The 16,973-nt window shown below is 65.4% G+C and carries 12 protein-coding genes; 4 read left to right on the top strand and 8 right to left on the bottom strand.

Going from position 1 to position 16,973, the window contains the following annotated elements:
• Positions 1-107: 107 nt before the first annotated feature.
• On the bottom strand, positions 108-1,121 hold the full coding sequence (gene lipA, locus AC20117_RS17375) for a lipoyl synthase (protein WP_074702586.1): 1,014 nt from the start codon (positions 1,119-1,121) through the stop codon (positions 108-110).
• Positions 1,118-1,831, bottom strand: coding sequence for a lipoyl(octanoyl) transferase LipB (lipB, locus tag AC20117_RS17380; protein WP_074702585.1), 714 nt, complete (start codon positions 1,829-1,831; stop codon positions 1,118-1,120). Before lipB ends, lipA begins: the two co-directional genes overlap by 4 nt.
• A 104-nt stretch (positions 1,832-1,935) precedes the next feature.
• Here lipB and AC20117_RS17385 point away from each other — a divergent pair, with 104 nt between their 5' ends.
• Positions 1,936-3,552: a serine/threonine-protein kinase gene (locus AC20117_RS17385; protein WP_083339872.1), complete on the top strand. Its 1,617-nt coding sequence runs from the start codon at positions 1,936-1,938 to the stop codon at positions 3,550-3,552.
• Positions 3,553-3,582: 30 nt separating this feature from the next.
• On the opposite strand, the gene AC20117_RS17390 is transcribed toward AC20117_RS17385, so the two are convergent.
• Positions 3,583-4,485 (bottom strand): TIGR01777 family oxidoreductase, encoded by a 903-nt coding sequence (locus tag AC20117_RS17390; protein WP_074702584.1) that lies wholly within the window; start codon positions 4,483-4,485, stop codon positions 3,583-3,585.
• A 91-nt stretch (positions 4,486-4,576) separates the two neighbouring features.
• On the opposite strand from AC20117_RS17390, the gene AC20117_RS17395 reads away from it, so the two are divergent.
• The gene (locus AC20117_RS17395) at positions 4,577-8,038 is read left to right on the top strand and encodes a S41 family peptidase (RefSeq protein WP_074702583.1); all 3,462 of its coding nucleotides are present in this window, start codon (positions 4,577-4,579) and stop codon (positions 8,036-8,038) included.
• Between the two features lie 76 nt (positions 8,039-8,114).
• Here AC20117_RS17395 and AC20117_RS17400 read toward each other — a convergent pair whose 3' ends face one another.
• From AC20117_RS17400 to AC20117_RS17420, 5 genes are all read right to left on the bottom strand, one after another.
• Entirely contained in the window at positions 8,115-8,546 is a 432-nt protein-coding gene (locus tag AC20117_RS17400; RefSeq protein ID WP_074702582.1) for an OsmC family peroxiredoxin, read from the bottom strand.
• Between the two features lie 176 nt (positions 8,547-8,722).
• On the bottom strand, positions 8,723-9,082 hold the full coding sequence (locus AC20117_RS17405; RefSeq protein ID WP_074702581.1) for a hypothetical protein: 360 nt from the start codon (positions 9,080-9,082) through the stop codon (positions 8,723-8,725).
• A gap of 172 nt (positions 9,083-9,254) precedes the next feature.
• Positions 9,255-11,009 carry a 2-oxoglutarate dehydrogenase, E2 component, dihydrolipoamide succinyltransferase gene (gene sucB, locus AC20117_RS17410; RefSeq protein WP_074702580.1) on the bottom strand — a complete coding sequence of 585 codons (1,755 nt, stop codon included), beginning with the start codon at positions 11,007-11,009 and terminating at the stop codon, positions 9,255-9,257.
• Between the two features lie 119 nt (positions 11,010-11,128).
• Positions 11,129-12,511 (bottom strand): dihydrolipoyl dehydrogenase, encoded by a 1,383-nt coding sequence (gene lpdA / locus AC20117_RS17415; protein ID WP_074702579.1) that lies wholly within the window; start codon positions 12,509-12,511, stop codon positions 11,129-11,131.
• Positions 12,512-12,723: 212 nt separating this feature from the next.
• Complete coding sequence (locus AC20117_RS17420; protein WP_074702578.1) at positions 12,724-14,253, bottom strand: leucyl aminopeptidase; 1,530 nt, start codon at positions 14,251-14,253, stop codon at positions 12,724-12,726.
• A gap of 262 nt (positions 14,254-14,515) precedes the next feature.
• Between AC20117_RS17420 and AC20117_RS17425 the strand changes: the two genes are divergently transcribed.
• Together AC20117_RS17425 and AC20117_RS17430 are read left to right on the top strand one after the other, a co-directional pair.
• Positions 14,516-15,463 (top strand): proteasome assembly chaperone family protein, encoded by a 948-nt coding sequence (locus AC20117_RS17425; protein ID WP_074702577.1) that lies wholly within the window; start codon positions 14,516-14,518, stop codon positions 15,461-15,463.
• 51 nt (positions 15,464-15,514) lie between these two features.
• A complete protein-coding gene (locus AC20117_RS17430; RefSeq protein WP_074702576.1) occupies positions 15,515-16,867 on the top strand; it encodes an MFS transporter in 1,353 nt (450 codons plus the stop codon).
• Positions 16,868-16,973 lie beyond the last annotated feature (106 nt).

Genomic DNA, 16,973 nt, shown 5'->3' on the forward strand with positions numbered 1-16,973 from the left:
TCTATCGTGAAGCGGGCCGGAATTTTGGCCGTGGCGCGGGCACAGCGAGAGGGCCCGGCGCTGCGGCGTCCGGACCCCCTCGGGTGAAAAGTTGCAGCCGGGTGGCGCTACCGGGAGATAAGGCTGGAGGCTTCCTGGCGGGTGGCGCCGGAATCTTCGATGCCTTCGGCGATGTGGGCGAGTTCTGCGGGCAGTTCCCGTCCCTTCTTGCGCATCGCCGTGGCCCACAGGCGGCCGGCCCGGTAGGACGAACGCACCAGCGGGCCGCTCATGACGCCCAGGAAGCCGAGCTCGAGCGCTTCTTCCTGCAGTTCCACGAATTCCTGGGGCTTGACCCAGCGCTCCACCGGGTGGTGGCGTTCGGTGGGCCGCAGGTACTGCGTGATGGTAATCAGGTCGCAGCCGGCCTGGTGCAGATCGCGCAGCGCCTCGGAGATTTCCTCGCGGGTTTCGCCCATGCCCAGGATCAGGTTGGACTTGGTGACCATGCCGTGCTGCTGGCCCTGGGTGATGACGTCCAGGGAGCGTTCGTAGCGGAAGGCCGGGCGGATGCGCTTGAAGATGCGCGGCACGGTCTCGACGTTGTGGGCGAACACTTCGGGTTTGGTTTCGCAGATGGCGCTGATGTGCTCTGGCTTGCCGGAGAAGTCCGGGATCAGGATTTCGACGCCGGTGCCCGGATTTAGTTCGTGGATCTTGCGGATGGTTTCCGCGTAGAGCCAGACGCCTTCGTCGGCCAGGTCGTCGCGGGCCACGCCGGTGACGGTGGCGTAGCGCAGGTTCATCTGTTGGACCGACTGGGCCACCTTGGTGGGCTCCAGGATGTCGATGGGGGAGGGCTTGCCGGTGTCGATCTGGCAGAAGTCGCAGCGGCGGGTGCATTCGGAACCGCCGATGAGGAAGGTGGCCTCGCGGTCTTCCCAGCACTCGAAGATGTTCGGGCAGCCGGCTTCCTCGCAGACCGTGTGCAGCCCTTCCTTCTTGACCAGGTTTTTCATGCTCACGTATTCGGGGCCGATGTTGACCTTGGCCTTGATCCAGTCCGGCTTGCGCTCGACCGGGGTGGCCGCGTTCCGTGCTTCGACGCGCAGCAGGCGCCGTCCTTCGGGGGCGAGAGTCACTTCAGGGCTCCTTCGGGCTGGCTGGCGCCAGCTGTATTGACGGTGTTCTCGGGCAGGCCGGACGGTTTGACCAGCGCTGCCTCGTACTTGTTCAGTTCCTCTTCGACCCGGTCGGCAACATCGGCGGGGGAGATGTTGCGTCCCGCTTCCACACTCATGCTGGTGGTGCCGGCGTCGGTGATGCCGCAGGCAATGATCTGCGCATACGGGGCCAGATCATTATTGCAGTTCAGGGCGAAACCATGCATGGTCACACGGTGGTTGACGCGGATGCCGATGGCGGCGATCTTGCGGTCCTGCCGGTCGCCGTCGCCCTTGATCCAGACACCGGAGCGGCCTTCGATCCGGGACCCGTTGATGCCGAAGCCTGCGAGCACGTTGATCAGGACCTGCTCCAGAATGTCCACGTAGTCGGCAACCTTGGTGGGGTCCGGCAGGGCGAGGATCGGATAACCGACCAACTGGCCCGGGCCGTGCCAGGTCAGTTTGCCGCCGCGGTCCACATTGATGATGGGCGTACCGTCGAACGGCTTCTCATGTTCTTCGGTCCGCTTGCCGGCCGTGTAAACCGGGCTGTGTTCCAGCAGGAGGATTTTGCCCTCAGCGGCGCCGGCAACCACATCACTGTGGATTCGACGCTGCAGGTCCCACCCTTCCTGGTAGTCGACGAAGTCGGGGGCAAACCCAATTCGGGAAAACTCAAGGCTCATGGCGACAGCCTACGCCTTGAGCCCGTAGTGGCTCCATTTGTGTGAAGGGCCCCTGGCTGTGGATAACTTCTGCAGTGGAACGGCGGCTGTAGTAAATCTGGAGCATGATGCTTCAGCACTCGTCACATGCCGGCGACAGCAGCCCCGCAGATGAACCGGCCCGGCCGCAGGTTCCCGGATTCCGGGTGCAACGCTGGCTCGGCAGTGGTTCTTCGGCAGCCGTGTGGCTGGTGGCGGAAGAATCCGGCGGCCGTGAATACGCGCTGAAGGTCTTTAATCGCAATGCCGGCAATGCCCGTCCGGAGGCGGATCGGGAACGGCTGCTGACCGAGGGACTGCGGCACGACCATCTGGTGCAGGTCTTCCGCAACGTGGAGACGGACGCCGGTTCGGGATTGCTGCTCGAATACGCCGCGGGTGGATCGGTGGGTTCGGTCATTGCCGCCCGCGGCCCCTTGTCCGTGGCCGAAACAGTTACGGTACTGACGCCGATCGCGCAGGCGCTGGCGTTTCTGCATGCGGGCGGCAGGACGCATGGCGACGTTTCGCCCGGCAACGTCCTCTTCACCTCGGTGGGCAAACCGCTGCTAGCGGACTTTGGTATCGGCCGGGCGGTCGGCAGCCACCGGGCCGACGACGGCGGGACGCAGGGATTCCATCCGCCCTCGCCAAGGCGGGGCGACGTCGGGCAAAGGCTGGAGCCGGAGGCGGACATCTACGCGTTGGCCGCCCTTGGCTGGTTCATGCTCACCGGACGGGTACCGGCCGCCACCGCCCAGCGCCCGCCGCTGAATGTCATGGTGCCGGACGTGCCGCTGCCGTTGGTGGAGTTGCTGGAAGCGGCACTGGCGGACGGCGCCGCACAAAGGCCAGAGGCGGAAGAGTTCGCGCGCCGGGTTTACCGGACCGCGGACCCGGCACCGGTGGACCTGTCCGCCGCCGTACATCCGTCAGTGGCCCCGCAGTTGCTGACCCGGCGGATTGCCCGGGACGGCAAGAAGCGGACCGCCTTCGGAGCCAAGCGCCGCCCGCCGCGGGCGGTAAAAAAGCCGGACGGCCTCCGGAAGCCGCAGGTGGTCCGGCGTGCTGCTGCCGCCGCAACCCGGCAGGGTAAAGCTGCCCTTGGCCGCGTCGTTGTTGTTACAACCTCATTGGCGTTGGCCATTGCGCTGGCCGTTTTCGCGGGTAATCTGCTCGTCGGGTCCGAGGCGGCTGACACAGTCGGGGACCCGGCCGCGCAGGCCGCAGCAGCGGCGGTCCCGGGCGAGGCCTCCTCCGCTCCAACCGGACCGCCGACTGCGCGGCCGCTGCCCGATGATCTGACGCGGGCAGTTACCGCGGAGGATCCGGCCGCTGCGGTTGCCGCCTTGACCTGGTTGCGCACCGAAGCACTGCGGAGCAGGGACGTGTCCCTGCTGGACGACGTCAATGTCGCCGGATCCGCTCCCATGGCAGCGGATACTGAGGTTATTTCCACGTTGGCCTCGCTGGAGCACTGGTTCAGCGGACTCGCAGCCAAAGCGGAGGACGTCCGGACGGTGTCCCATACCGGAACTTCGGCGGTGGTCGAAGCCACCATCAGCACTTCACCTTTTGAACAGCGCGACGCCGGCGGCGGCCTCGTCCTGTCTGTGACGGAGGCCAAGAGGCAGCCGCTGGTGCTGGTGCTGGAACGCCAGGACGGCAGGTGGCTGATTGGCGAAGTCCGCGACGGCGCCTGACGCGACCTGACCCGGCGTGTGCGGGCGGGCTCAGTTGTGGCGGCCCAACTCTTCGTGGACCCAGCGGGCGGCGTCGTGCACGTTTGCCTGGCCGAACTCGAAACCCGCGGCTTCAAGACGCTCCGGAACCATGCGTTGGCTCGCCAGGATGATGTTCTCAGCCAAGCCGGGCAGAACCGTGGTCAACACTTGCTGCGGGACGCGGAGCATCGAAGGTCGGTGCAGTTCGGCCGCCAGGACGGAGACCAGTTGGTCTACCTGGGCCGGAACCGGCGCGCACACATTGACGGGGCCGGACAGCCCTGATTCCAGCAGGAAGGCCAGGGCGCGTACTTCATCGGCCAGCGTGATCCACGGCCACCATTGCCGGCCGGTACCCAGCGGGCCACCCAGGCCCAATCTGAGCGGCAGCAGCAACCGCGGCAGGGCTCCGCCGTGGGGTGTCAGCACCACGCCGGTACGGGTGACGATGGTCGGACACGAGGCCTGCAACGCCGCCTCTTCCCAACGCCGGCAGACATCGGCCATCACGGGCGAGCTGCCGGCTGCGGATGCTTCCGTAACGACCTCATCGCCGCGGTCCCCATAGATTCCGGAACCGGACTGGCTGATAAAGACCTTCGGCGGGTTCTCGAGTTGGTTAATGGCTCCGGCGAGGGTGCGGGTGCTGGCAACACGGGAGGAATACAACTGCTCCCGCGATGACCTGGTCCAGGGCCGCGCCCGCAGGGGTGAACCGGACAGATTGACTACGGCATCATGGCCCGCAACAACCCGCGGATCCAGACGGCCGGCCGCCGGATCCCATTCGAACTCACCCTCACCGCGCGGCGGGCGACGGACCAGCCGGCCGACTCGGTGTCCGGAGGAAACCAGATGTCCGGCCAGCGCCTTGCCGATCAGTCCGGACGCGCCGGAAATGAGGATCTTCATCTGCCCATCACATCATCGAATAACCAGTTGGGGAACGGCCTGCGGCAAGTCACCGACCGGTCTGCCGCACCGAGATGGTTAAGATCGAAGCATGACCTCATCGAGTTACTTCCGCTATCCGCACGTCCACGCCGAGCTGGTCACCTTCGTGGCCGAGGACGATGTGTGGGTGGCACCGCTTCAGGGCGGCCGGGCCTGGCGGATCTCGTCGCTGGGGCTTCCGGCCCGGAACCCGCGTTTCTCACCCGACGGCGGGCAAATTGCGTGGAGCGTGGTGCAGGGCAGCGCCCCCGAGGCTGTCGTAGCCGCCGTGGACGGCGGCGGGTTCCGGCAGCTGACGTACTGGGGCCACGCCTCCACACGGGTCAAGGGCTTTACCGCAACCGGCGACGTTATCGTCACCAGCGCCCACCAGCGTGAAGAATCCCGCCATACTTGGGCGCACGCGGTGCCGCTGGACGGCTCTGTCGCCAAGGTGCTGAAATTCGGTCCGGTCGATTCGATCGCCTTCGGGCCGGTCGTCGGTGACGAGCGTCCCGTGGCGATCGGCAGCGTGCTCTCCCGCGAGCCGGCCTGGTGGAAGCGCTACCGCGGCGGAACCGCCGGCAAACTCTGGATCGACCGGGACGGTTCGGGCGAATTCCAGCGTCTGGCGGCGGAGCTGGACGGCAGCCTGACCGATCCCATGTGGATCGGTGGCCGCATTGCCTTCCTCAGCGACCATGAAGGCTACGGCAACCTCTACTCCATCGCGCCGGACGGGTCCGGCCTGCGCCGGCATACCGATCATGAGGAGTTCTACGTCCGCCACGCCGCCACCGACGGACAGCGGATCGTGTATGAATCTGCGGGTGAACTGTGGCTGGTGGAGTCGCTCGGAGATGAACCCAAGAAGCTGGACATCAGCCTCGGGTCGGCGTCGACTTCGCGCCGTCCGCGGCCGCTGGACGTTGCCCGGCACCTGGCCGCCGCGGTTCCCAACCAGGACGGGACGGCCTCGGTTGTGGAAAGCCATGGCACCATCCACTGGCTCACCCACCGCGACGGACCCTCGCGCGTCGTCGAAGCGACCCCCGGCGTCCGTGCCCGGCAGGCCCGCCCGCTCGGTGCGGACACGGTGATTTACGCTGCAGACCACGACGGCGTCGAGGCGCTCTACCTTCGCCGCGTCTTCGAGGACCTCCCGGCTGTCACGCCGGCGGCGTCCGCGCAGGCCAAGAAGCCAGAGCCCGAACCGGACGCCGCCCTGCCCCGGCCGGTCTCCGCCGCGGCTGTGGTGGCAAAGCCCCAGCCGGCAGCGCCGTCGTCGTCCGTTTCCACGGATGAAACAGCGAACGACGGCGGAACGCCGCCTGAGCAGGCAGCCAGCCAGCCCAGCGGAACCCGACGCATCGACTTTGCCGCTCCCACACGCGTGAGCACCATTTCCACCAGCCCCGACGGCAAGCTCGCGGCCGTGGCGACGGAATTCGGCCAGCTCCTGGTGCTTGAGGCCGAATCCGGGGAGCTGCGCGAAGTGGCCTCGACGGGCCACGGCGCGATCAACGAGGTTGTTTTTTCACCTGATTCGCGGTGGCTCATGTGGACCGAGCCCGTATCATCCGAGGGCAGCCGGACCAAACTCAGGCTGGCGGAGGTCACCGCCTCCGGTGGCGACCGCGTTCTGGACATCACCGACGGGCGCTTCCGGGACCACGGGCCGGCCTTCAGCCCGGACGGCAAATTCGCCGCGTTCCTCTCGGAACGCAGTTTCGACCCGGTGTATGACACGCACAGCTTCGACCTGAGTTTTCCGCAGTCCACCAAACCCTTCCTGGTGGCGCTGGACTCCGCGACGCCATCGCCTTTCGGTCCGGCGGTCCACGGCACCGTCCCTGAGCCGGCGCCGGAGGTCGGCGCGGAGCCCGACGCCCCGGCTGGAGTTCCTCTCGTTGTTGTCGATCCGCTGCAGCTGCCCGAGCGGATCATTCCCCTTCCGGTGCCGCAGGGCCGCTACAGCAGCCTGACAGCGGTGGACGGAGCGTTGCTCTGGCTCGCCACGGAGGCTGCGGGCGTCACCGGTGAGGGTCGGGCATCCGCGGAAGATCCGGACCAGCCGAACAGGCTGGAGCGGTTCGACATCTCGCGCCGCGAGGTCAGCGTTTTGGTGCCGGCGCTGGAATCCTATGCCGTGTCCGGGGACCGCAAACGCCTGGTGTACCTGAACAAACAGCAGGTCCGGGCGGTGCCGGTGGCTGCCAAGGTCGACGACGACGCGCCGGACAGTGTCCAGGTGGATCTGAGCCGGATCCGCCTGCTGCTGGATCCGCTGAAGGTGTGGGGCCAGGCCTTCGACGAAGCCTGGCGGCTGCAGCGGGACTTCTTCTGGGCCGAGGACATGGCCGGTCTCGACTGGGACGGGGTCTACCAGCGGTACCGTCCGCTGGTGGAGCGCCTCGGCTCCCACGATGACCTGGTGGACCTGCTGTGGGAACTCCACGGCGAGCTGGGCACGTCGCACGCCTATGTTACTCCCGCGCCCGTGACCGAGCCCGGGGCGGGCAGGCAGGGGCTCCTCGGGGCGGATATCGTCAGTACGGACGCCGGGTGGAGCGTGCAGAACATCCTGGCCGGGGAGTCCTCGGACCCGCTGGCACGTTCCCCGCTGAATGCACCCGGTGCCGGCGTCAGGAACGGGGACGTCATCGCCGCGGTGGACGGCATCCCGGTGGACCGGCTCAGCGGTCCGGGACCGCTGCTGGTAGGAGCCGCGGGCAAGACGGTGGAACTGACCATCATCAACGGTCCCGAGACGGCGGAACCGGGCAAACAGCGCCGGATCGCCGTGGTGCCGGTAGCGGATGAGGAACGTTTGCGGTACCAGAACTGGGTGGCCGGAAACCGGCGGATCGTGCGGGAGGCTTCCGGCGGCGGCTTCGGCTACCTGCACATCCCCGACATGGTGGCCCGCGGCTGGTCGCAGCTGCACCGGGACCTGGATGTGGAGACCACCCGGGACGCGCTCATTATCGATGTACGGAGTAACCGGGGCGGACATACCTCCCAGCTCGTGGCGGAGCTGATCGGACGCAAAGTAACCGCCTGGAACCTTGCCCGGGGCGAGCAGCCGGGAACGTATCCGGCCCACGCCCCGCGAGGCCCCGTCGTCGTACTTACGGATGAATATGCCGGTTCGGACGGGGACATCATTACGCAGGTCGCCAAGCTGCGGGGAATCGGTCCGGTGGTCGGAACTCGGACCTGGGGCGGCGTAGTGGGGATCGACGGCCGCTTCTCGCTGGCAGACGGCACCGGCGTCACCCAGCCGCGGTATGCCTTCTGGTTCACCCAGGATGTGGGCTGGAGCGTGGAGAACTACGGCGTGGAGCCGGACATCGAGGTGCCGTATCCGCCGCACGCCTACGCCGCGGGGGAGGACCCGCAGCTGGAGCACGGCGTGGGGATCCTCAAGGAGATGCTGAAGGAACTGCCGACCGACCGGCCGCCGGCGTTGTCCGGGTACCGTTCACTGCGGCCCGGCAAGCTGCCGCGGCGCCCGCAGGACGCCGGCTGAAAGCCGCTTTAAGACACTGAAGGACCCCGGTGCAGATTACGCACCGGGGTCCTTCAGTTGAAGCTGTCGCAGCCGGCTAGCTGGCCAACGTTGCTTCGACGGTGATGCTGGGAACCGAAGCCAGTGCACCCGATACGGGGCAGGTGTCCTTGGCGCCGGTGGCCAGGCGCTGGAAGTCCTCGTTGCTGATGCCCGGGACGGTTGCATCCACGGTCAGGCGGATCTCGGTGATCCCGGTGCCCGGAACGAAGTCAACGGCGGCCGACGTCTTGATGCTCTCGGCGGTGGTCCCGTTTTCCTTGAGCATGTTGCTGAACTGCATCGAGTAGCAGGTGGCGTGGGCAGCGGCCAGCAGTTCCTCCGGGCTGGTCTTGCCTTCCGCCTTTTCCGCGCGGGCGTCCCACGTCACGTCGTAGGTGCCGAGGCCGGAAGTGTCCAGGGAAGTCTGGCCGGATCCGGTGAAAAGGTCGCCCTTCCATACGGTGTGGGCCGAGCGGGTTGTAGCCATGTGCACTCCTTGGGTCGGAACTGATTCGGATGATCCTACTGTGCGGGCAGCGGCCACTGGCCGGTGCCTTCGTCTTCATCCTAGGGTGCGGCAGAATCGTTTGCCACCACGTTGCGTCCGGTATGCAAACGGCCGGCACCCCGGAGGGATGCCGGCCGTCGGATAAACTCCGCGGATCAGTTCCAGAGGGTTGCGAGGGCGATGTTGAGCAGGGCCAAACCACCCACGGCATGCGCCAGGCCGGTGGAGATGGGTTCGTTGGCCTTGTACTTGCGGCGGCCGATGAAGGCCAGCACACCGACAACCAGGGCGATGACGAGCTTGATGCCAAGCTTAATGTAGTTCGGGTCGGTGAAGTCATCGGGCATGGCCGGGATGAGCCCCATCATGATGACGCCGGTGATCAATTGGAGCATGGCGCCGTCGAACTGGCGCGGGTGGACGGTCGGCTTCTTCATGTTGCCGATCCAGATGCCCACGATCATGGCCGCACCTACGACGTGCAGAAAGACAAAAATGCTGTAAAGGATCTCCATGGCACTTAGCTTATCGGCTCTGAGCAGGGAATACGCCGCGCCACGGAGCCTCAGGAGACAACTTTTCTACGAACTGTAGTAGGAACCCGCCGGAACTGTGCCGTTAAGCCGACGACGGCGGCGGGTGACGTTCGCTGGAACGCCACCCGCCGCCGTCGTTGTCCGGACCTTGCTAGAGACCCAGGTCAGCCTCGAACGCGCCCTCTTCCAGACGGGTGCGCAGCGTCTGCAGGAAGCGTCCTGCATCGGCGCCGTCGACCAGGCGGTGGTCGTAGGTCAGCGACAGGTACATCATGGAGCGGATGGCGATCGAGTCGTCACCGTTCGCATCGGAGACCACAACCGGGCGCTTGACGATCGCACCGGTGCCGAGGATACCTACCTGCGGCTGGTTGATGATCGGGGTGTCGAACAGGGCACCCACGCTGCCGATGTTGGTGATGCTGAACGTACCGCCGGACAGCTCGTCCGGGCCGATCTTGTTGGTCCGCGTGCGGTCCGCAACATCGGCGATCTTGCCGGCAAGGCCGGCCAGGTTCAGGTTTCCGGCGTCGCTGATGACCGGGACGAGCAGACCCTTGTCGGTGTCCACCGCAATCGCCAGGTGCTCGGCGTTGTGGTAGGTGATTTCCTGCTTCTCTTCATCGTAGGAAGCGTTCAGCTTGGGGTGCTGCTTGAGCGCTTCCGCAACCGCCTTGGCGATGAACGGCAGGAAGGTCAGCTTGGCGCCGTTCTGCTCCTGGAACGAGTTCTTGGCCTTGGCGCGAAGCTTGGCAACCTTGGTCATGTCCACTTCGTGGACCTGCGTGAGCTGCGTGGACACATCCAGCGACTCGCGCATGCGGCGGGCAATGACCTGGCGGATGCGCGGGGCCTTCTCCACCGTGCCGCGCTTGCCGGCACCGGCTGCCGCCGGAGCGGACGCCGCGGCCTTGCCTGCCGACGGAGCGGCCGGGGCAGCAGGAGCCTTGGCTGCCTCGGCAGCGGAGAGCACGTCCTGCTTGCGGATACGTCCGCCGACACCGGTGCCCTGCACGGAGGACAGATCGATGCTGTGCTGGTTGGCCAGCTTGCGCACCAGCGGAGTCACGTAGCCGGCGTCCGAAGTGCCGGCACCTTCTGCAGTCTCGGCCTGGGCCGGGGCTGCCGGTGCCTTCTCAGGAGCGGGGGGCGCTGCCTGCTTGGTGGGAGCTTCTTCCTTGGCCGGGGCAGGCTGTTCGACCGGTTCCTCGCGCTGCTGCGCAGGTGCGGCGGCAACGGGCTCTGCCTCTGCCGGAGCCGCCTGGGCGGGGGCGCCTGCGCCGGAGCCGATGACGGCGAGGACGGAGCCGACCTCGGCGGTCTCGTCCTCGTTCACCCGGATTTCCTGCAGCGTACCCGCTACGGGGGAGGGAATTTCGGTATCGACTTTATCCGTGGAAACCTCAAGCAGCGGCTCGTCGACGGCTACCTCTTCGCCGACCTGCTTCAGCCAACGGGTGACGGTGCCTTCAGTGACGCTTTCACCCAGCGCAGGGAGCGTAACTTCGGTGCCCTCGCCCGAGCCGGATGTGCCCTTGGCGCCGGATTCGGCGGCCGGAGCCTCCTGCTTCGGAGCCTCTTCGGCGGGAGCTTCCTGTGCGGGTGCCTCCTGAGCCGGGGCCTCCTGTGCCGGAGCGGCCTCGGCCGGGGCAGCATCGCCGGAACCTGAACCGTCGCCGATGCGGACCAGTGCGGCGCCGACGTCGGCAGTTTCGTCTTCGGCGACGAGGATTTCCTCGATAACACCCGCAACCGGGGACGGGATCTCTGTATCGACCTTGTCGGTGGAAACTTCGAGCAGGGGCTCGTCTACTTCTACCCGGTCACCGACCTGCTTCAGCCAGCGGGTAACGGTACCTTCGGTGACACTCTCACCGAGGGCGGGCAAGTTCACGGTTTCAGACATTTCGTCCCCGTTCTCCTTAAATCTGTTTTCTCCGGTCCAGCTCTGGTCGGGCTGGGGAATCTTGTTTTGAGCTTAGTGCACCCCGCCTCAGGACGGAGTGCACTAAGCAGGGGGTCTGGCTAACCGTGAAGCGGCCGGCCGGCGAGGGCCATGGCGGCCTCGCCGAGGGCCTCGTTCTGGGTCGGGTGTGCGTGGATCAGGGCAGCGACGTCCTCGGGGTAGGCTTCCCAGCTCACGATCAGCTGCGCTTCACCGATCTGCTCGCCGATGCGGCCGCCGATCATGTGCATGCCGACGATGGGGCCATCCTTCTGGCGGACCATCTTGATGATGCCGCTGGTGCCGAGGATGGAGCTCTTGCCGTTGCCGGCCAGGTTGTATTCGGCGGTTTCGACGTTCTCCTTGCCGAACTTCTCTTCAGCCTGCGGCTGGTTGAGCCCGACGGAGGCGATCTCGGGCTCGCAGAAGGTCACCTTCGGGATGTTGATGTCTTCAACGATCGCCGGGTTGTTGCCGGCGATTTCCTCTGCCACGAAGATGCCCTGCTGGAACCCGCGGTGGGCCAGCTGGACGCCGGGAACGATGTCGCCGACGGCGTAGATGTTGCCCACGCCGGTGTGGCAGCGCTCATCGGTGATGACGAATCCGCGGTCCACGGTCAGGCCGGTTTCCTCGAAGCCCAGGCCCGAGGTGCTGGCACCGCGGCCAACCGCCACGAGCAGCAGGTCGCCATCGAAAGTCTTGCCGTCGGCGAGGGTGACGACAACGCCGTCGTCGTTCTGTTCTACCTTTTCGAAGAAGACGCCGGTGTTGGACTTGATGCCGCGCTTCTTGAAGGAGCGCTCCAGGACCTTAATGATCGAGGGGTCCTCGTTCGGAACCAGGGAGGGCAGGCCTTCGACGATGGTGACGTCCACACCGAACGACTTCCAGACGGATGCGAACTCGACGCCGATGACGCCGCCGCCGAGGATGACTGCCTTCTTCGGCAGCTCCGTCATTTCCAGCGCTTCGTCCGAAGTGATGACCTTGCCGCCGATTTCCAGGCCGGGCAGGGTCTTCGAGTAGGAGCCGGTGGCCAGAATGATGTTCTTGCCCGTGTAGGTGGTGCCGTTGACCTCGACGGTGTCTTTACCGGTGAGCTTGCCCTCACCCTCGATGACGGTGATGCCCTTCATCTTGATCAGTCCGCTCAGACCCTTGAACTTGCCGGCGACGATGCCGTCCTTGTAGGCCTTTACAGCGTTCATGTCGATCGAATCCAGGGTCACGTTCACGCCGTACTTGGCGGAATCGCGCGCGTGGTCGGCCAGCTCGGCGGAGTGCAGCAGCGCCTTGGTGGGGATGCAGCCGTTGTGCAGGCAGGTGCCGCCCAGCTTGCCCTTTTCAACCAGGCCTACCGTGAAACCCAGCTGCACGGCACGCAAAGCGGCGGCATATCCACCGCTGCCGCCGCCGAGTACCAGGATGTCGAATTCTTGCGCAGTTGCCGAATCGGCCACGTGTACGCTCCCTCGGGGTGTCAGGACGTGCGTCCGCACGTCGACTTTGATTGGGTGAAGTGAACTTCTAGGTGTTTTCTGATCACCTTAGCGTCACCCAGCTACCATCATCTACTCGGTGAAGGTGAATCCGGACCGCAATGTGCGCGGATTCACTCCACCGTGTGATTGACGGATAACGGCAGGGTGACGCCTGTCAAAAGGTGACCCGTTTAGCGGGCTCTTGCCACCACGTCTTCCGCATAAGCTACCAGCGTCCGGACCGCGACGCCGGTACCTTCTTTCGGCGTGTAGCCGTAGGCCGCGCCCTCGTTGAACGCGGGGCCTGCGATGTCCAGGTGCGCCCACGGTATCTTTTCCCCGTTTACCTCGCCGACGAATTCGCGCAGGAAGATTGCCGCCGTGAGCATGCCGCCGAATTTTTCGCCCATATTGGCCAGGTCGGCCACGGGCGACTCCAGACTGGAACGCAGTTCCTCGGGCAGGGGCATAGGCCAGAACAGCTCGCCCGCACGGTCAGCGGCAGCCTTGACTGCGTCCCGCACACCGTCCTCGCCCATGACTGCGGAAACCCGGCTGCCGAGCGCAACCATCTGTGCACCGGTCAGCGTGGCAACGTCGATCAGCGCATCCGGCGCCTCCTCGCTCGCCGCAGCGAGGCCGTCGGCCATCACAAGCCGGCCTTCGGCGTCGGTATTGAGGATTTCGACTGTCTTGCCGCCGTACACCGTCATGACGTCCGAGGGCCGCTGGGCATGCCCCGACGGCATATTCTCCGCCAGGCACAGCCAGGCGGTGACCTTGACCGGCAAGCCCAGTTCGGCAATGGCCAGCAAAGCGTTAAGTACGACGGCGGCGCCCGCCATATCGCACTTCATCGTCACCATGCCGTTGGCCGGCTTGAGCGACAGACCGCCGGAGTCGAAGGTGATGCCTTTGCCGACAAAGGCGAGTTTAATCTTGGCCCGGGCGGGGGAGTACTCCACTTTGACCATGCGCGGCGGACGGGCGGAGCCCTTGCCGACGCCCACGAGCCCGCCGAAGCCCTCGCTTTCCAGCTTTTTCTCATCCAGCACGGTCACCTTCACCGGCAGATCCTTCGCCAGGGCCGCGGCGGCATCGGCGAACGTTTCGGGGTAGAGGTGGCTCGGCGGCTGGTTGACCAGGGTGCGGGTGGCGTTGACCGCACGACCGATGATTTGCGCACGTTTGACGGCTGCAGTCACGCTCTTTTCGCCGGCCACCGGCGTCAGTACGGTGACCATTTCTACGTGTTCGGGTCGCTTTCCGGACGCGGAGCCGCTGCGGTGTTCGTTGTATGAGTACGCGCCCAGCGCCGCGCCTTCGGCCACGGCAGCCGCGGCGGCCGGTGTCTCGGCGGGCAGAGCCAAGGCAACACTGGAGATGCCACCCAACTGGCGCACGGCCGATCCTGCGGCCCGGCGGAGAGTTTCCTCGGACAGGGGGACACCCTGCTCAATCTTCCCCAGACCGGTCAGGACCAGGACCTCGGCATTGAGTTCGGGCAGGCCAGGCAGCCTGCGGACTTCATCGGTGGCACCGGTGATGCCCAGTACCGCCAGCGAGTCGTTTAGCACCTGGGCAGCTTTGCCGCGGAGCGGGCTGCCCACCAGGACTGGCCCGGACGTGTCTTGGGCCACCCCCACCACCAGTGCGTCGCACTGGATCTTCCGGACGTCCTTGGCCGTGGCATTGATCCTGGGCTCGGTGGTTCTGATCACGAAGTGCTGACCTCACTTGTCTTGAGTAGGAGTCCACCGGGATGGCCCGGCCGATGCGTCCATTCGTAGCGTTGTGTCTACAGTAGTCCGTAGGGGCTTTGATGCGCCGGAACCTGACGGAACGGCGCATATTCCGATGCGGGCGGCTCCGGTTCCAGCCGCTTCGGCAGAGCCGCCGGAATTATTTCGCCAGCGGGTGCGCTGATACAAAAGATAGTTGCGCCAGTGTGCGCCCAAGCCGACCATCAGAACGGAGGACAGGATGCTCGATGCTAATTCACTGTTCAGCACAAATGCCGAACTGATTGGTTCGCCGGAATTGCGTGGTCTCAACCTAGTCATGGGGTTTACCGGAATTGCCGAAGCCGGCCATGTCGTTTCCCAACTCGCGGAAGAACTGCTGGAGCAGTTGGATTCCGAACTCATTGCATCCTTCGATGCGGACCAGCTCATCGACTACCGCAGCCAGCGGCCGCAGATTTCTTTTGTAGGCGACCACTTCACGGACTACGAGCGCCCGAAGATTGAGCTATACCGGTTGCACGACGGGATGGGCCAGCCGTTCCTTCTCCTGACTGGCGCTGAGCCGGATTTGCAGTGGGAACGCTTTACCCGGGCAGTGATTTCCCTGGTGGAAAGGCTTGAGGTGCGGCTGGTGACGTGGGTGCAGGCGCTTCCGATGCCGGTGCCCCACACCCGTCCGCTCGGCGTGACGGTCCATGGAAACCGGCCGGAGCTCATTGACGGTATTACGGCCTGGAAACCAACCGCCCAGTTGCAGGCAGCCATCGGCCCCCTGCTGGAGGTGCGGTTGATCGAAGCCGGACATGATGTCACGGGTTACTCCGTCCACGTCCCGCACTACCTGGCCGAGGCGGAGTACCCGCAGGCTGCCGTGACGGCGATGGAGTATCTGGGCGCAGCTGCTTCCCTGGTCCTGCCCACCGACCGGTTGCGCGAGACGGGCCGTGATGTGGAGGCCCAAATAGCGCGGCAGGTTGATGAATCTGTCGAAGTCCAGCATGTGGTTAGCAAACTTGAAAAGCGCTACGACAAGTACGCCGAAAACGAGACGCGTCGCTCTCTGCTGACCAAGGATAATGACGAGCTTCCGGACGCGGAAGAGCTCGGTGCCGAAGTGGAAGCCTTCCTCGCCGGCCTTCCGGATACCCACCGCGGCCCTGAACCGGGCGCCGACTCCACCGACTGAGGCACGTCCGGTAATTAGTCTTCTGCCCGGGAGACGCCAATAATAAGAGGCATGGATACGCGGCGCGCCTGGTGGATATGGGGAACAGGCGTCTTCGCCTACCTCGTCGCCATCACCCAGCGCACCTCCTTCGGTGTCGCCGGCTTGCACGCCACCGAACGCTTTGATGCCACCGCCGCGGCGCTGTCCACCTTTACCGTGGTCCAGCTCCTGGTCTACGCGGGCCTGCAGATTCCCGTGGGTCTCATGGTGGACAGGTTTGGACCCCGGTTCATGATTACCGGAGGTGCAGTTCTGATGTGTGCCGGCCAGGTCCAGCTCGCATTTGCCTCCTCCATTCCGGAAGGGCTGGCTGGCCGTCTGCTCGTGGGCGCAGGCGACGCGATGACCTTTGTCTCGGTGCTGCGGCTGCTGCCGATCTGGTTCAGCGGAAAACGTATCCCTTTGCTGACCCAGCTCACCGGGCAGTTCGGGCAGTTGGGGCAGCTGCTCAGCGTTATTCCGTTCGTAGCCTTGCTGAATCTGCAGGGCTGGCAGACAGCCTTCCTCTCTGTGGCCGCTCTCTCGGTTCTGTCCGTCATCCTCGCGGCGAGTGTCATCCGCAATTTCCCCTCCGGGGTGGAGCAGGACCTGCCGCCCACGCTTCGGCAGACCGGTGTCTCTCTGGCGCAGGCGTGGAAACAACCGGGAACTCAGCTGGGGCTTTGGTCGCATTTCACAGTGCAGTTCGCCGGAAACGTCTTTATTCTGACTTGGGGATTTCCCTTCCTGGTATCCGGTCAAGGACTGGAACCGGCTGCGGCTTCGGCACTGATGACTGTTTTCGTGGCGGTGGCACTGTGCAGCGGGCCGTTTTTCGGACGGTGGGTTGCCCGCCATCCGCTCCGCCGTTCCTCGCTCGTATTGCTGATCATTGCCGCGACGGCAGCCGTCTGGCTAGCCGTGTTGCTGTATCCCGGGAGGGCACCTTTCTGGCTGCTGGTGGTGCTGGTTCTCGTCCTGGCGGTCGGCGGCCCGGGTTCAATGATTGCGTTCGACTTCGCCCGGACGTTCAACCCGGTCAGCCGGGCCGGCACAGCAACCGGAATCGTTAACGTCGGTGGTTTTGTCTCCGCGCTGCTCGTGATGTTCTGCGTCGGAGTGGCGCTGGATGCTCTTTATGCCAGCGGATACTCACAGGGGGAGCTCTACTCCCTGGACTCGTTCCGTATCGCCTTGAGCGTCCAGTTCCTGTTCCTGGGCGGCGGCACGGCTGCCATCCTGTTCATCCGCAGGAGGGTCAGGGCCAATATGGCTGCGCAGGGCCAGAATGTGCCGCCGCTAAGGGTGGCATTGGCCCGGCAGCGCCGGTTGCGCAAACAACGCAGGGACCGCCGCCGCGATGCCAGCGCCGGCCGGCACTAAAGCACGGACACACGCCGCCGGAGGTGGTCCAACGGCTCCTGGGCGACGCATCCGAACCGCACGGCCCTTCCTCCACAAACGGGGCTCGGTGCCAGTTGCTCCACAT

Source organism: Arthrobacter crystallopoietes, assembly GCF_002849715.1.
Classification (GTDB): Bacteria; Actinomycetota; Actinomycetes; order Actinomycetales; family Micrococcaceae; genus Crystallibacter; species Crystallibacter crystallopoietes.

Excerpts from the sequence above, each read along its gene's own strand:
- AC20117_RS17395 (WP_074702583.1), top strand. The coding sequence starts at position 4,577 with ATGACCTCATCGAGTTACTTCCGCTATCCGCACGTCCACGCCGAGCTG.
- AC20117_RS17430 (WP_074702576.1), top strand. The coding sequence starts at position 15,515 with ATGGATACGCGGCGCGCCTGGTGGATATGGGGAACAGGCGTCTTCGCC.
- lipB (WP_074702585.1), bottom strand. The coding sequence starts at position 1,831 with ATGAGCCTTGAGTTTTCCCGAATTGGGTTTGCCCCCGACTTCGTCGAC.
- AC20117_RS17405 (WP_074702581.1), bottom strand. The coding sequence starts at position 9,082 with ATGGAGATCCTTTACAGCATTTTTGTCTTTCTGCACGTCGTAGGTGCG.
- AC20117_RS17390 (WP_074702584.1), bottom strand. The coding sequence starts at position 4,485 with ATGAAGATCCTCATTTCCGGCGCGTCCGGACTGATCGGCAAGGCGCTG.
- AC20117_RS17400 (WP_074702582.1), bottom strand. The coding sequence starts at position 8,546 with ATGGCTACAACCCGCTCGGCCCACACCGTATGGAAGGGCGACCTTTTC.
- AC20117_RS17425 (WP_074702577.1), top strand. The coding sequence starts at position 14,516 with ATGCTCGATGCTAATTCACTGTTCAGCACAAATGCCGAACTGATTGGT.
- AC20117_RS17385 (WP_083339872.1), top strand. The coding sequence starts at position 1,936 with ATGATGCTTCAGCACTCGTCACATGCCGGCGACAGCAGCCCCGCAGAT.
- sucB (WP_074702580.1), bottom strand. The coding sequence starts at position 11,009 with ATGTCTGAAACCGTGAACTTGCCCGCCCTCGGTGAGAGTGTCACCGAA.